This window comes from Erythrobacter sp. SD-21 (assembly GCF_000181515.1).
Classification (GTDB): Bacteria; Pseudomonadota; Alphaproteobacteria; order Sphingomonadales; family Sphingomonadaceae; genus Qipengyuania.
Genome location: NZ_ABCG01000003.1, coordinates 245876 through 260114, shown reverse-complemented (window position 1 = coordinate 260114; position 14239 = coordinate 245876). Strand labels below are relative to the sequence as shown.

Sequence of the window (14239 nt, the reverse complement as noted above, 5' to 3'; positions counted from 1 at the left end):
TTGCCCGCCGAACAACAGCAGTACTCCTATCCGGCTTTGTGCCGATACGCTGAACGTCGAGCCATTCGAGATCGCGTGGTGTCGCTACCTTAAGTTGCAGCAACGAAAACCAAAGTGACACCAGTGCCGCGAAAATGAGCCCGAACCCGAAACCCGCTGCTGCAGCGAACGGACGATTGGGGTAGAATACGCCTTCTTCTAACCGCGGAGCGCCGACCGCAATCGCACCCCCTTGTATGGTTTCTGCGTCGAAATCATAACCCTCACGTGTCCTCGTGAGGTCTTCGAATTGCTGCCGAAGCGCCTGCGTTTCGTCGAAGTACCGCTTCGCGGTAGCGATAGCGTCGGCTTTCTCGATGTATTCGCGCTCCCGCATATCGCTGATTGCGTTGTTGGATAGCCTGCTCGGTCCAGACGAAGGCTGTGCCGTTGGACGGGACGCTGCTGCCTGCAACTCGGCTCTGCGCTTCTGCAATTCAACTATCTGCGGATGGTTGGGGCCAAGCACCCCGGAAAGCTGAGCCAGTTCACCTTCCACTGCTGCCAATTCGCGTAGCGCCGGGTTCGGAACGGTAGGGGTTGGAGCCGCACCCTGGTAGACTGGCTCGCTTGCAGAAACTGCGTTCGTCAACTGCACCTCGGCCATTGAAGTACCGTCGGGGGTAAGCACAATATTGGCTTCGCGAGCGAACTCGGCGTTTCGCTTTTCCAAGGCTTCAAGTTGCTGCCGGACGGACCGTATCCGCCGATCGGCAAACTCGGCATTCTTCTCGGCCTCCGAGCGTCGATCCTCCAGGGTGTAAGACAGGAATTCATCACGCACCAAGCCAGCCATGAATTGCGCTTCCGCGGGAGTATAGCCGGCAAATCCTATCTGGAAGGACGGACTTCCTTCCTCGAAACGAAGAACCACACCTTCGCGTATCCCCCGAGCTAACCATGCGCGAAAGTCGAGCCCTGACCCTGCAGCCTCTCTATTGAAGCGTTGCGCAAGGTCATAATTTCCAGTCCAGCCGAGTCTGTCCACAACGCGACCTGTCACCCGAAAGTCGCGGGCCAGTTCAGCCTTGGTTTTCACATATTCGTCGATCTGTTTGTTGGAGACCGAGTAACTTTGCACATCCGACTGGACAACGTCTTCGATCTGCACGCCAGCCGTGGCAAAATACTGATCCGGAATTGTGAAGGATATACCAAGCGCCGCGCCTCCGCAAAAAACAGCCGACGCAAGGATAAAACCTTTGGCTCGCCAGAGCCTGGCGGAGACCTGCGCCAGATTCACCGACCCGCTTCCTTATGAAGCCGTTTCTGGATGCGATAACAAATTGCGAACAGCGCCCCCAGCAGGATAAAAATCAGCGGGTGATTTTCCTGCTGCGCGAAAACGGATTTCACCACGACGAAAATGGACAGGGTAATCATGATGGGGATCAATAGCAGTTCCGTCGCCCCCTTTGTCTGAAATACGTACTTGGTCGCGTATAGAAGGGCAGCCAGAAACATTCCGAAAAAGGCAACAAAGCCTAAAACTCCGAACTCCAGGCCAATAGCAAGGTAATAGGTATCGATAGTGAGGCCCCCCGCCAGATTGCGATAGCCCAGTTCGGCCGCGCCACGGCCAATTCCATGTCCCCAAGGCTGCGACCAGATCATGGGCATGCCCATGTCGACCTGCTCCTCGCGCGCCATACTGCTAAAGGACTGCGCCTTGGTACCCCAAACCAACGCGCGAAGGCGACCGACGAAAAACGTTGCGAGAAGAAAGGTCGTCAAAATAACCGGGTAGGCCAAGGTAATAGCCGGGCCAAAAATGCTGTCTTTACCTTGCCGCCAGCGTCGAAGGGCCCACACGATGAGGAACAGAAGGAAGGACATGAAAAACCCGACGAATCCCAACCGGGAATCCGTACGCATGATTGAAAGCCAGATCAGGGGTAGTGTTCCAAGTGCCGCCAGTCGAATAGCCCAGTTTCGACCGAAAACCAGGAAATAGAGGACAAACGGCGTGGTGAAGGCAAGATACTCGGCGAAACCCAAAGGTGTCGTGAACTTGCTTTGGACCCGATAAATACCCGTGGTCGCACGAGACTTGGCAGAGAGTATGTTCTGTACCGCGGGATCGTCGATACTGAGGAAACTAGGGATGGACCCTGCCCAAGGTATTGCTTGGAGGCGCCATTCATAGAAGCCGACCAATGCGGTCAGGACGGCAAAACCCCAGATCAACAGTGCCAGCTTTTTGACCGTGCCGTCCTGGCTGAAAACCCAAACGGCAGCATAAAAGGTCAAAATCCAGTACAGGAGGGCAACTAACAGCTTGTTGAGAGATCCTGTGACGTCGGCAGAAAAGAAAACGCTCAGGGTGGCTATAGTGATGAACGCCAAAAGCGCCCCGTGAGCAACTGGCGCGATCCTCAGGCGATCTGCCAATGCTGCCCTGAATGATGATGACACGGAAAGGCTGACCAGAAATACCAGCGCGAGTGGAGCAGCAACTAGTCGCAATGCTGTGAGCCAAGGGAGGCCTGGCAAATCCAGTGCCAAGTAATCCGGCCAGAAAACCAGCGCGATGACGAACGCGAAAAGCAGCCGTGTCACCCATTGTAGCGGGGGATTTTTACTATCCGGAAACGTCCAGACGATCAGCAAAACCAAAAGGGCTAACGGAGCTGCAAGACCCATGAGAGCCGACGGCCCATAGTACACGAGCGCACTCGCTGCGCCTGCCAGAATAGCGATATATACGAGTGCCCATGCCCACAGCCGACGCTTCCAGAAGGATCCACGCTCATACCCCCCGAGAGCAGGCTGACTGGGTACATTAAGGACTTGCGCAAGCCGGTAGAGCATGAAGGTTCGGTCGATCCCACCGTTGGCGATTGCCCGCCATTCGCCCACAACGAGGATGTTGCAGCGCTTCTAACGTATTCCGCTGAATTACCCCCGCTCGATCAGTAAGTGCAAGTTCCTTATTGCTCTTTCGACTGGCTGTGGATTGAGAACCCGATTACAGGATGAAGTCGAGCATGGTGAGATTATCGGTTCCTTCCACCATCAACTGGAAATCGGCAACGCCATTGCCATCCGTATCGCCAAACACCATGACCCCATTCCCTACCTTCTCGAACCGCAATTCGCCGGCATTGCCGCTGAACGCCTTTTGGCCGATGAACTGAAAGGGATCGTTTGCTGCGGTACTTTCGTCTGCGTCGACACCCCACAGGCTGATGCGATCTTCTCCGCGGGTAAAATCGAGAATGGTGTCCACGCCGTCGTGACCGCGGAAGATAAATTTATCGCTCCCCAAGCCGCCAATCAAAATATCGTCGTTGTAGCCACCGAAGATGAAATCGTTACCCGCTCCACCGAACAATGTATCGATGCCGCCTCCGCCAAACAAACGGTCTGCGCCTTCTCCACCTACAAGGTAGTCTTGGGCGCCGCCTCCGAACAACTTGTCGTTACCTGACCCGCCAATAAGCTCGTCATCGCCGCGTCCCCCGAAAAGTCGGTCGGAGGCCAAGCCGCCTCGAAGAATATCATTGCCGTCCCCCCCACACAAAATGTCGGCGTTCCCGTTCCCATAAAGGATGTCATCGCCGATGTTGCCGACGAAAAGATCGGCGCCGATATCACCGATCAAAATGTCGTCACCCGCTTCGCCGTTGACTTTGCCCCCCTTGCCTGAAGCATGAATTTCGTCATCTTGCCAAGTTCCGGAGATGCCGGAAATGGTGGCATTCAACTGTGCCGCAACGTCGACGCCCTGGACGTCATCGTAGACCGCAGCCGAGCGAAGCGCTCCGATAAGATCCGACAAATCTCCGTCACCGGCAGACCAAGAATGCACGATGGAACTGTAGAAATCGACATTCTCGCTAATCTCGAGGTTTGCGAGGCGATGAGAATTGTCATCGAGTGAGTACGCGGTCGCCTCATTGCCGGAAACGTCGAAGTGGGTATCAACGTTGACGCGCACCCAAGATCTTTGGTCCGGGTACCCAATCACTAGATTGCCGGTCAGCTCTCCTCCGACCACACCGTCGACGCTAATCCCGTTATAGAGGCCACCAAGCACCACGTTTCCAGTGATCGTCACATTCTCAAATGGCATTTTATCAAAAGTATCGCGGATGAAGATGCCCTGGATGGGAGCACCGTCGCCGCGGACCACGACGTTGTCGCTTATTACCAGGTTCCGACCGGGAGTATCCTGATTGGTCGACCAGAATTGAATGGCATCGGGATGATCGTTCCCGATAGGATAGAAATCGGTGAAGCTGTTGCCGGTCACCAAGGCGTTCGATACGCCCCCGCCGCGAATACCGTCGCAACGAATGTCGTGAAATTCGTTTCCGGAGATAACGATACCGTCGACGTCGAGCAGTTTCACCCCGTGATAGACACTAAAAAATTCGGAACCGATGATTGTAACGTCAGCGCTGTCTCGAATCATCAACGGGGAGACCTCATTTCCCGTACCGACGTTGTCCGGACCATGGACTACGATTCCGGAAAAGGTCAGGTTGGACGTCCGGTTGAATTCGAAGGCATTGTTGTCGCCTGCATCCGCCCTAAAGACTACATCGCTGAATCGCACATCACTTGCATCGGTCAAAACAAAACCCGTCAAGATCGCGGGGTTATCCGTGTCCTGCGAAGCGATCGTGATACCGAGTTCACCCGTCTTTCGAACAATGGCCGGGTCATAGGTGCCGGGTGCCAGAAGGATCGTATCCCCCGCGCTGGCAGCCTTTATTTGCGCCACCAATTCACTCGTATTGGATACTAGATACTCAGCCATCAATTGCCCCCGAATTTCATTTTTGCGGAGGCAGACAAATACGCCGTCATGGTTTCCTCCAGGTAAACGGGAGGTAAGGCACGACTATCTATTTTCGTCTGAAAGATGAGAGTTAATGGCGCGCGCGATCCCGGCGCGCAAAATTGCACGATATCTTTGCCAAGCATAAGAAAAGAGGAGCTTTTTTAATTAAGGAAAAATTAGGCATTATTGATGCCTGGCGACCCGCTCCGCCGACAACCGATAATAGTCGCCAGCCCCCTGATGAGCACGCCTGTTTTTAGTGGCCGGTGGCTTACCATCAAGCCGACCTGCATCGCTTCATCGTTAAAAATTAACGACAGAGCGATTGATGGGAACCAAAAAGGCCAAGCGAAAAGGTGGGGGAGGTCGCAGAAATCCGTCGGTGTCACCCGGCCTGGGGACAGTCGACGTTAGGATGCGAGCAGGCGTCGCCACCATGATTCGTTTTCAAGGTACCACACCAATGTCGAGCGCAATCCAGCGTCGAAATCGGTTTTCGGTTGGTATCCCAATTCCGCACGCGCTTTGCGCTCGTCAATCGCGTAACGCCGATCGTGCCCTGCCCGATCATCTACGAAGATCTTCAGGCTGGTCGTCGGCTCACCCCTCGCGGCCGGAGCTTCCGGAAAGAGTTCGGCAAGTTCCGGGGAAGTGGCGAATGCATCGTCCACGACTCCGCAAAGACGATCGATCAACTCGAGGTTGGGCAATTCGACGCCGCCGCCGATATTATAGGTCTCTCCAATGCACCCTCGCTTGAGTACCAAATCGATACCGCGACAATGATCGTCGACGTGTAACCAATCGCGGACATTCATACCGTCGCCATATATCGGAAGGTTCCGGTCGTGGAGGCAATTGATGAGGAAGAGCGGAATGAGCTTTTCCGGGAATTGATACGGACCGTAGTTGTTGGAACAATTGCTCGTCGTGACCTGCAACCCATACGTTTGATGATAAGCACGCACCAGATGATCGGAAGCGGCTTTTGATGCCGAGTAGGGAGAGTTCGGACGATAGCGGCTTTCTTCCGAGAAGGCGGGTTCATCTGGCTCGAGTGACCCGTACACCTCATCCGTCGAGACATGATGGAATCTGTGTGGCCTACCATCATTGCTCAAGAAGACGTTTCGCGATGCCTTCAAAAGGCTGTGCGTGCCGATTATATTGGTTTCGATGAACGAATCGGGCCCCTCTATCGACCTATCTACGTGACTTTCAGCCGCAAAATGCACGATCGTATCGATATCGTGATCTCGAAGCAGATTTTCCACCAAGGATGTATTCCGGATGTCACCGCGAACGAGGTGCACATTTTCCAATTCCTCCACATTCGCTGCCACACCAGCATATGTGAGTGAATCGAGCACAATGATCCGATCGTCCCGGTATTGCTTCTGCCAATAGTGCACGAAGTTGGTGCCTATGAAGCCTGCTCCGCCCGTGACGAGAATGGTCGAGGTCATTTGATCTCCTTAAGCGCGGCGCGCAAGGCAGCATGCCAATGGGATGCGGGTACTCCGATTAGACGATAGGTTTCGTGGCAATCGAGCACCGAAAAATGTGGCCGTTTGGCTAGAGTCGGATAGGCGGAGCTGGGTATTGGTACGATGTCAACAGCGTGGTCCAACAGCCCTGCGACGCGCGCTTCCTCGGCAATCGCTACGGCAAAATCATACCAACTCGCCACCCCGCTATTGGTAAAGTGTTGCGTCCCGCCGACATTCGCTTCGATAAGGCGCCATAGGGCGGAAGAGAGGTCGCTTGCCGTCGTCGGGGTTCCGATCTGATCACAGACGACCGAAACCTTATCTCGCTCCCGGAAAAGACGAAGCATGGTAGTTAGAAAATTCCGACCAGAATTGTCGTAGACCCACGCTGTGCGCACCAACAGGTCGGACGACCGTAGCGCTCTCTCGCCAGCCCGCTTGGTCTCGCCATACACATTCTTTGGTCGCGTCTTATCCGCGGTCCGATATGGACGACCGGCCTCGCCATCGAAGACGAAATCCGTCGACACATGAACAAGTTTAGCGTCGATCGCCGAAGCAGCCTTCACCAGGAGTTCGACAGCTTGCGTGTTCACCGCAGCAGCTAGATCCGGTTCCTCCTCGGCTCCGTCGACATGCGTATACGCCGCAGCGTTGAGGATAACTTGCGGACGAACTCGATCGACAATCCGACGAACCATTGTCTCATTGGCGATATCGAGCTGGGTTCGGTCGAAGGGATAAAGCTCGATATTATCCGGTACGCTGTGTCGCAGGGCCTTGCCAACCTGGCCGGTCGCCCCGGTGAGGAGAACTCTCATTCGAAATGCGGCGCCTCTCGGAAGGTGATACCATTGCGATCCTTGTCCGAAACGTCCGGTGCGCCCTCTGACAAAGGCCAGTCAATCGCGAGGTCCGGGTCGTTCCAAACAAGGGAATGCTCCGATGATGGTTCGTAATATGCGGTACACTTGTAAAGAAAATGAGTATCATCGCACAGAGTGAGAAAGCCATGGGCAAAACCAGGAGGCACCCATAGTATTCGCTTGTTCGCCGCAGAGATCTCGAATGCTTCATGCAAGCCGAAACTCGGGGAGGACCGCCGCAAGTCGACAATGACGTCGTAAACCGCTCCACGAACGACGCGCACAAGCTTCCCTTGAGGATTTGGCAATTGATAGTGCAGACCTCGCAAAACTCCCGAGGAGGAGCAGCTATGGTTGTCCTGGACAAAATCTAGGTTCAACCCGACCTCCTTAAAGGAGGAGTTGTTCCAGCTTTCCAGGAAAAATCCCCGCTCATCGCCGAAGACCTGCGGCTCGATGACAACAGCGTCTGCCAGTTTTGTAGGATGAACTTTCAACGAACGGTGCCCTTCAGCAAACTGAGCAAGTACTCGCCATAACCCGATTTTCGAAGGGGAGAGGCAACACGTTCCAAACCTTCGTCGTCAATGAACCCCATTCTCCAGGCTATTTCTTCCGGACTGCAAATCTTCAGCCCCTGCCTCTCTTCTGTAATACGGACGTACTCGGCAGCTTCGAGGAGTGAGCGATGTGTCCCTGTGTCCAGCCACGCAAAGCCTCTGCCCATCAGCTCGACGTGCAGTTTTCCGTCATTCAGATAAAGCCGGTTTAGATCCGTAATTTCAAGTTCCCCTCGTGCCGAAGGACGAAGGTCCCGGGCGCGCGCGGTAACGCTACCGTCGTAAAAATATAGGCCTGTGACAGCGAAGTTCGATTTGGGTTCATCCGGCTTCTCCTCGATGGTCAAGGCACGGCCATCCTTATCGAAATCGACTACGCCATAGCGTTCCGGGTCGCTGACATAGTAGCCGAATACGCTTGCCCCATCCTCTCGGGAATTAGCCGCTTGCAGCATGGCGCTAAGTCCATGTCCGTAAAAAATGTTATCTCCGAGAATAAGCGCCGATGGTCCAGATCCCACAAAATCGGCGCCGATGTGAAACGCCTGCGCCAAACCCGCAGGCTCTGGCTGAACCGCATATTCTAGACTGAGGCCCCAAGTCGAACCGTCTCCCAGCAAGGTTTCAAACAGGGGGCGATCTTCCGGGGTCGTGATAATCAGAATTTCGCGAATACCGGCCAACATAAGAGTCGAAAGCGGATAATATATCATCGGCTTGTCGTAGACAGGCATCAACTGCTTCGAGATTACCTTGGTCAAAGGCCAAAGCCTCGTGCCAGACCCGCCGGCGAGTATGATTCCCTTGCGCATGATCGACTTAACCTCCCGAAATCGTGGAGCCGGCCTTGGCTGTCCAATGCACACATTGCAACAAGGGATCCCGCCTCGGCCTTCCGTCGCAAAGAATTAGCGCCGGGAGTCCCTTTTCGGGACATGACGGAACTGTCGGGGAATGGCACAGTTGAATCTCGTGACGGCCAAGCCCCCTTTTTCCATTCGAATTCGGTGAGGTTTCAGTGTATGCAATGGATGTGATGGTTATTCGATCGTTAATGAGTCGTGCTCGGGGGGCACGTTGGAGGGCGCTTGCGGGTGCCGCTCTACTCGTGGGTGGTGCAGGTCTGAGTATCCTGACACCGATCGGTTCCAGCACGTTAACTGCCATGCAACAGGCCGGTGATGATTTGCAGGATTTTCTGGCCCGTTCGCCCGGCGAACGTGGTCTGGTGATCGGGTCCAAAGGCAAGGGAAAAGGTCTCGCGTTCGTCCCGGATCCTGGAAGGGCCGCCGAAGACGAAGTTCTTGGCAAGGTCTTCGATCTTCCGGGCGAAGAGCCCGGTGATGAGGTCGCAAGTTTTGTCCCAACGGATGAAAGCCCGGCAGTGCCTCTCGCGACAGCCCCGCCCAGCCTGCTCATACCTGGCGGCTTTGTTCCCGGCTTCAACACCCCTCCGGGTGGCGGTGTAGGCTTCACGCCCCCGGGAGGCGGTGGCACCGGCGGAACTCCGCCAGGCAATCCGCCACCAGGCAATCCGCCGCCAGGCGGCGGCAACCCACCCGTTGGCGCGGTCCCCGAGCCTTCGACCTGGGCGCTTATGATACTTGGTTTCATGTTTGCGGGTGGCGCTATGCGGCGCCGAAACCGATTAGCGCGAGCTGGCCACCTTGCGTAACGCGCTGGCCTTGGTTTCGGTGGTCCTGGGAATGGTGGGCAGTTTCGCGGTGGTCTCTTATGCGGCCGACACGCGGGAGAGCGAACGCATGCTCGATCAGGCGACACGCCTTGAGGTCACTGAACCTGACTCATCGGCGAGAATGGACCTATCCAAGCAGTCGCTGAGCAAGGCTGTTGCGGCGAAGCTTCTCCCCGCCAATGCAAGGTCGCTTTTGAGGGTCAGGACTAAGCTTCGTCATGGCGAATATATCTGGAATGATGAGGGTGTCCCAGCCGGAAACATCTCGGTGTTTGTCGATATCCGTCGTCAAATGATTTCGGTGTTTCGTGGAGGTCACGAAATCGGAACCGCCGTGGTAGTCTACGGCGGTGAAGGGCATGAATCGCCGATCGGGAAATTTCCCATCCGTTCAAAATATCGGGACTATCACTCACGAACTTACGATGCGGCTATGCCGCATTCCATGTTTCTGACGAATGATGGTGTGGCGATCCATGGTAACGTCATGGCAGCCTATCGCGCGACAAAGGGTTGCATTGGGCTCCCGCCGGAGTTCGCAAAACTCCTTTTTTCGGTGGCTCATAAGGGAGATATCGTAGAAATCGCGCACTCAGTCGAACCCGGGGCCTGACCAAAGCGCGTTCGCTTTACCGAATTTTAGGGTTCCGATCTTAGCCTTGGGCATATGTCCAAGCGAAACTTTGCGACACCTTCATTTTCGAGGTTGGGAAAGGCGGCACTTGCCGGCTTCTCGCTTGTGATGCTTACAGGCATGAACGACAGGCTCGGTGGTCTGGAATCGCGTGTTTTGGCGGCACATAATGCCGAGCGCGAACAACTTGGTCTCGATCACATGGATTGGGACGAAAGCTTGGCAGCCAACGCGCAAATTTATGCGGAAGAACTCGCCAGGACTGGCCGCTTTGAACACTCGGAAAACGTGCCCGGCTCTCCGCTTGAGGGCGAAAATCTCTGGCGCGGTACGGCTGAGGCCTTTACCCCGGAGCATATGGTCCAGCGGTGGGTCGCCGAAAAGAAATACTTCCGACCCGGTCGGTTCCCGTTTACGACTACGACTGACGATATCGGAGACGTGAGCCATTACACGCAAATTGTCTGGCGCAAAAGCCGACGTGTCGGGTGCGCGATATCACGCGGCGGTTCGAAAGAGGTGCTTGTTTGTCGATACAGCCGACCAGGCAATGTGATTGGGCAAAAGGTCTACTGACACGACACCGGCGCGGCCTCTTCAGTAAGGAGAGGAAATAAAAATGGGGGCCGAAGCCCCCATTTCCCCCCGTCACTCTAATCGGCATCAGGCGCAGGCAACGCGCCCCCTCGCCCCTTTCGACGCGCGCATCGCATATCCGATCGCGCCGAAAGCCAGGATAAGCAGCATCCATACCGAAGGCTCCGGAACCGCCCCTGCCCCCGTCGTGTAAAGAACCGCGTTGGAGAAGCCTTGCGTGTTGTTCAAAGCCACCGAGCTGGCACCCGCCGTGCCAAAATCGAAGAGCCAAAAAGCGGTTACATTGCCCGCAGGACCAGCCACGTTACCGAAGTGTGCGGCGATGATCGTCTGCCCATAAAGCATGGTGCCGAAATCGAGAAGGTTACCGTTGACGAGCGCTTCAATCTTGGTGTCCTCGACGGTATCCCAATCGCCGTCGAAAGTGTATGTCGCGCCGAGCGCAGCGACACCCGTAGCTTGGTCCGCACGCTTATCAGCGCTGCCGCCAAGAAGATTGCCCTCGTAGTATCCGGAACACGCAGTCGCGTTCGGGCTTACCAAAGCCGGGTCGCAAGGATAAACCACCGTTGCCGCCGATGAGGCCGTTGGTGCCATCAAGGCACCCAATGATGCAATTGCCGGGGCAGAAGCCAGCAATGCTTTCCGAAAAATTCCCACAGCAATTACTCCCTTTTCAGCTCTGGATGCCAATGTAGGCGGTTCCAGCAGCGTCAATACGGTTCAGTTCGCGACTCCGTTTACGATTGCTGTCGTGGTAGATCGACGAACCGATTCGAGCCGTTGCCCAGTTGTTAACCGTTCTGTTGCCGAAAGTGAAGCCAAATCCCTGAGTTTTCGCAATTGTCCCACAGCGAGACACTATCCGTTGCGGACAGACCCCTGATCTGACGCCGTTGACGCTACGATCACGGGTATTATTGCGGCATCATTTGCAGGGGCCCTTGGATATGATCGGTGAGATTCTAAAGAAATTGAGAACTGCCGTTCACCGGCGAATGGCGGGGTTTCGCCGCGCCTATTTGCGAAAGGTCTGGGGTATGACCATTGGGGAAGGATCGCGCATTTCCCTCAAGGCGCGGCTCGATTTCACCAATCCGCGAGGAATACATATCGGGCGCGAAACGATCGTGACGCCCATGGCGCAAATTTTTACGCATGATTTCGTGAAGGCGCGCCACGTCGATACGCATATAGGATCACACTGCTTCATCGGCGCGGGGAGCATCATACTTCCCGGCATCCGGATCGGTGATCACTGCATCGTCGCGGCGGGTTCCGTGGTGACGTCGGACGTCCCCGATCGATCTCTTGTCGCAGGCAATCCAGCGCGCGTGGTGAAGTCCGGAATACGAACCGGGCACTTCGGCATGCTCGTAGGGCCAAGCGTTCACTAAGCGATTGCAAGCACAGGGAAACTGACCCGCCCTACTTTTCTGTCTGGCGCGGCAAGAGACCGCATGGTAAGCACCTGTTAACGATTTGGCTCCAATGGTGGACGGGATAGGAGTTTCAGATGGTTCAAAATGCGTTGAAGCGGCTGTTCCAGCAAAGTGAAGAAGGTGCGGGAAAGACACCCCAGCCTGCAAAGACATTTGCAGCAGGCGGATCCGTGGGACTTCTGCATGATCGCCTGCGCGACGAGCTTGGCCTCGATTGGGACGATCCGATCGCCGCAAAGAAGTAATCCCGACCCCGAGTGCCTGCCTCCTGCGACAAAGAGCGTTCGTTTCTATTTGCTTCGGTGAATAGACCTTGCCCTGAACGTGATTGCGGTTAGAACCGATCGCACTAGGAGCTTTTTGGGTGGCGGGTCATGGAAACTGTTTTTGATTGGGTCACCATCCTGCTCTTCGCAGGACTAATCACATTGTTTTTGCAGCGCTCATCGATGGATGAACCACCCGACACCATATGGCATTATCTGCCGCCGGCCGTAGGGTGCGCCCTAGCCAATTATGTGGGCAATGAAGGTTACGACTTGGCTGCCGTTGCTATCCTCATAGCCGTAGTAGCATATGTCGTAAGGGTACTTCGCCCCCTCCGCACTTGAACGCTGTCTCAATTCAGGACGAAGCGGTCCATCACTCGCACTAGGCAGCTTGTTTGTTTAAGGAGAACCATTCCCTCGGCGCTAGAGTGAACAATATCGCATTCAGTGTGTTATCTCATGCGCGACAACAGCCTGGGACAGGGCCAAGAACTCGGAAGCCTCGATGAGCTACAACGACAAGCCAGGCATCTGGTCGAAATTCCGCCGAAAGAATGCCAAAGGCGAACGCGGCGCCGAGCGTGAGCATGCGCCACATGTCGAACTTCCGCATTCGGTCAAGGTCACAAGGCAGCGCTCGCGAATAGGGCGCGACCCATCCTTTCCATCCTTCTCCTCTAAAGCGGGCTTAAAGCAGGGAGATGCGCAGTTCGCATCTGCGATGAAGCGCCTTCGCCAATCCTTTACGCCATCTCATCCGGTTTCCAACTCTCGCCTCTTTGCAGGTCGGCGCGCGCTTCTCGAAAAAATTGTGAGCCTTCTGGAGGACCAGCACCTCCATCTGGTCCTCTATGGGGACAGAGGCATAGGTAAGACATCCTTGATGCGCATTGTCGCAGAACTTGCCAACGATGCCGACTACTATGTGTCTTATACATCATGCGGCAAGGATACTCGCTTCGACGCGCTCATCAGAGGAATTGCAGGCAGGATACCGCTGCTATTTCACCGAGATTTCGACCCCACCGAAAACGTGGTAGAAGAGGGCAATACCTTGGAAAGCCTTTTTCATGCCGGCGAAGTGTCGGTATCCGATGCGACATCGGTATTCGAGAACCTGCATGGCACACAATTTCTCTTTCTTCTCGACGAGTTCGACCGTGTCGCCTCCAGCGAAGTTCGTGAACAGATTGCGGAATTGATCAAGAACCTCTCCGATCGGGGTGCGACAGTCCAATTTGTCATCGCCGGCGTCGCGTCCAATTTGACCGCGTTGTTTTCACACATCCCCTCAATCCGACGGAATCTGATCGGCATACCTGTTGATCGCCTCTCCGACCGGGAGACGAGAAATCTTGTCGAACTGGGTGCTTCGCGAAGCGGGGTTAAATTCTCCAATAAAGCACTGGACCTTCTTGCCACCTGGTCCCGAGGTTTGCCCTACATCGCACAGCTGCTGGCGCTTCACGCCTCCCTGGTCGCGCTCAGAGGTGGAAAGCAGACGGTCGATATACGCGATGTCGAGGCCGCAGGGGATGAAGCAGAGGAGGAGATCGGTCTGCGTCTTTCAGACACCGCAAGGCGAGTTATCCAGGCCGAGCAGAAAAAGAACAACCTTGCCGACTTGAGGACATTGGCGATTGCCGCTTCAGAGCATGCCGATGTACTGCCGGAAGCGGTGTTGGGCCGTCTGGATCGGACCGTGCGGGCCGAGCTGTTCAAGGTGGCGGGAGGACGGACTCACTTTGCCGAAGAGGCCTCGATCCCTTTCATCCTGCTTGTCTCTCGGGGGGGGGATGACAAGGATGAGCCTGTCGATCGTGTGAGATTGCCCCGTTGACTGTCGCGACCGGAGCA

Annotated in this window: 14 protein-coding genes and 2 pseudogenes; 7 read left to right on the top strand and 9 right to left on the bottom strand. The window is 55.4% G+C overall.

Going from position 1 to position 14239, the window contains the following annotated elements:
- Positions 1–89: 89 nt before the first annotated feature.
- The 8 genes and pseudogenes from ED21_RS15985 to rfbA form a co-directional block, all read right to left on the bottom strand.
- Positions 90–197: pseudogene (locus ED21_RS15985) on the bottom strand (hypothetical protein); the annotation flags it as partial.
- An 887-nt stretch (positions 198–1084) separates the two neighbouring features.
- Positions 1085–1282 (bottom strand): annotated as a pseudogene (locus ED21_RS15980) (Wzz/FepE/Etk N-terminal domain-containing protein); the annotation flags it as partial.
- Positions 1279–2682, bottom strand: a complete 1404-nt coding sequence (locus ED21_RS07355) for an O-antigen ligase (protein WP_198005828.1) — start codon at positions 2680–2682, stop codon at positions 1279–1281. The pseudogene ED21_RS15980 and the gene ED21_RS07355, both read right to left, overlap by 4 nt.
- A 325-nt stretch (positions 2683–3007) precedes the next feature.
- Positions 3008–4804, bottom strand: coding sequence for a right-handed parallel beta-helix repeat-containing protein (locus tag ED21_RS14695; protein WP_083800399.1), 1797 nt, complete (start codon positions 4802–4804; stop codon positions 3008–3010).
- 434 nt (positions 4805–5238) lie between these two features.
- Positions 5239–6294 (bottom strand): dTDP-glucose 4,6-dehydratase, encoded by a 1056-nt coding sequence (gene rfbB / locus ED21_RS07340; RefSeq protein ID WP_006833234.1) that lies wholly within the window; start codon positions 6292–6294, stop codon positions 5239–5241.
- Positions 6291–7139, bottom strand: coding sequence for a dTDP-4-dehydrorhamnose reductase (gene rfbD, locus ED21_RS07335; protein WP_006833233.1), 849 nt, complete (start codon positions 7137–7139; stop codon positions 6291–6293). Before rfbD ends, rfbB begins: the two co-directional genes overlap by 4 nt.
- Positions 7136–7681: a dTDP-4-dehydrorhamnose 3,5-epimerase gene (rfbC, locus tag ED21_RS07330; protein ID WP_006833232.1), complete on the bottom strand. Its 546-nt coding sequence runs from the start codon at positions 7679–7681 to the stop codon at positions 7136–7138. The genes rfbD and rfbC overlap by 4 nt, the downstream gene beginning before the upstream one ends.
- Positions 7678–8556 carry a glucose-1-phosphate thymidylyltransferase RfbA gene (gene rfbA / locus ED21_RS07325; RefSeq protein ID WP_006833231.1) on the bottom strand — a complete coding sequence of 293 codons (879 nt, stop codon included), beginning with the start codon at positions 8554–8556 and terminating at the stop codon, positions 7678–7680. Before rfbA ends, rfbC begins: the two co-directional genes overlap by 4 nt.
- Positions 8557–8771: 215 nt before the next feature.
- Between rfbA and ED21_RS15915 the strand changes: the two genes are divergently transcribed.
- From ED21_RS15915 to ED21_RS07315, 3 genes are all read left to right on the top strand, one after another.
- Positions 8772–9419 (top strand): PEPxxWA-CTERM sorting domain-containing protein, encoded by a 648-nt coding sequence (locus ED21_RS15915; RefSeq protein WP_083800398.1) that lies wholly within the window; start codon positions 8772–8774, stop codon positions 9417–9419.
- Complete coding sequence (locus ED21_RS07320; RefSeq protein ID WP_156787379.1) at positions 9412–10053, top strand: L,D-transpeptidase family protein; 642 nt, start codon at positions 9412–9414, stop codon at positions 10051–10053. The genes ED21_RS15915 and ED21_RS07320 overlap by 8 nt, the downstream gene beginning before the upstream one ends.
- A 141-nt stretch (positions 10054–10194) precedes the next feature.
- Positions 10195–10650: a CAP domain-containing protein gene (locus ED21_RS07315; RefSeq protein WP_198005827.1), complete on the top strand. Its 456-nt coding sequence runs from the start codon at positions 10195–10197 to the stop codon at positions 10648–10650.
- Between the two features lie 87 nt (positions 10651–10737).
- Here ED21_RS07315 and ED21_RS07310 read toward each other — a convergent pair whose 3' ends face one another.
- Positions 10738–11388: a PEP-CTERM sorting domain-containing protein gene (locus tag ED21_RS07310; protein ID WP_156787375.1), complete on the bottom strand. Its 651-nt coding sequence runs from the start codon at positions 11386–11388 to the stop codon at positions 10738–10740.
- Positions 11389–11711: 323 nt separating this feature from the next.
- Here ED21_RS07310 and ED21_RS15945 point away from each other — a divergent pair, with 323 nt between their 5' ends.
- The 4 genes from ED21_RS15945 (at position 11712) to ED21_RS07300 (ending at position 14222) form a co-directional block, all read left to right on the top strand.
- Positions 11712–12068, top strand: a complete 357-nt coding sequence (locus tag ED21_RS15945) for a DapH/DapD/GlmU-related protein (RefSeq protein ID WP_304411938.1) — start codon at positions 11712–11714, stop codon at positions 12066–12068.
- A gap of 119 nt (positions 12069–12187) precedes the next feature.
- The gene (locus tag ED21_RS15370; RefSeq protein ID WP_156787373.1) at positions 12188–12358 is read left to right on the top strand and encodes a DUF2236 domain-containing protein; all 171 of its coding nucleotides are present in this window, start codon (positions 12188–12190) and stop codon (positions 12356–12358) included.
- Positions 12359–12487: 129 nt separating this feature from the next.
- Positions 12488–12724, top strand: coding sequence for an XrtV sorting system accessory protein (locus ED21_RS15780; RefSeq protein ID WP_083800397.1), 237 nt, complete (start codon positions 12488–12490; stop codon positions 12722–12724).
- Positions 12725–12887: 163 nt separating this feature from the next.
- Positions 12888–14222 (top strand): ATP-binding protein, encoded by a 1335-nt coding sequence (locus tag ED21_RS07300; protein ID WP_083800396.1) that lies wholly within the window; start codon positions 12888–12890, stop codon positions 14220–14222.
- The last annotated feature ends 17 nt before the right edge of the window (positions 14223–14239 follow it).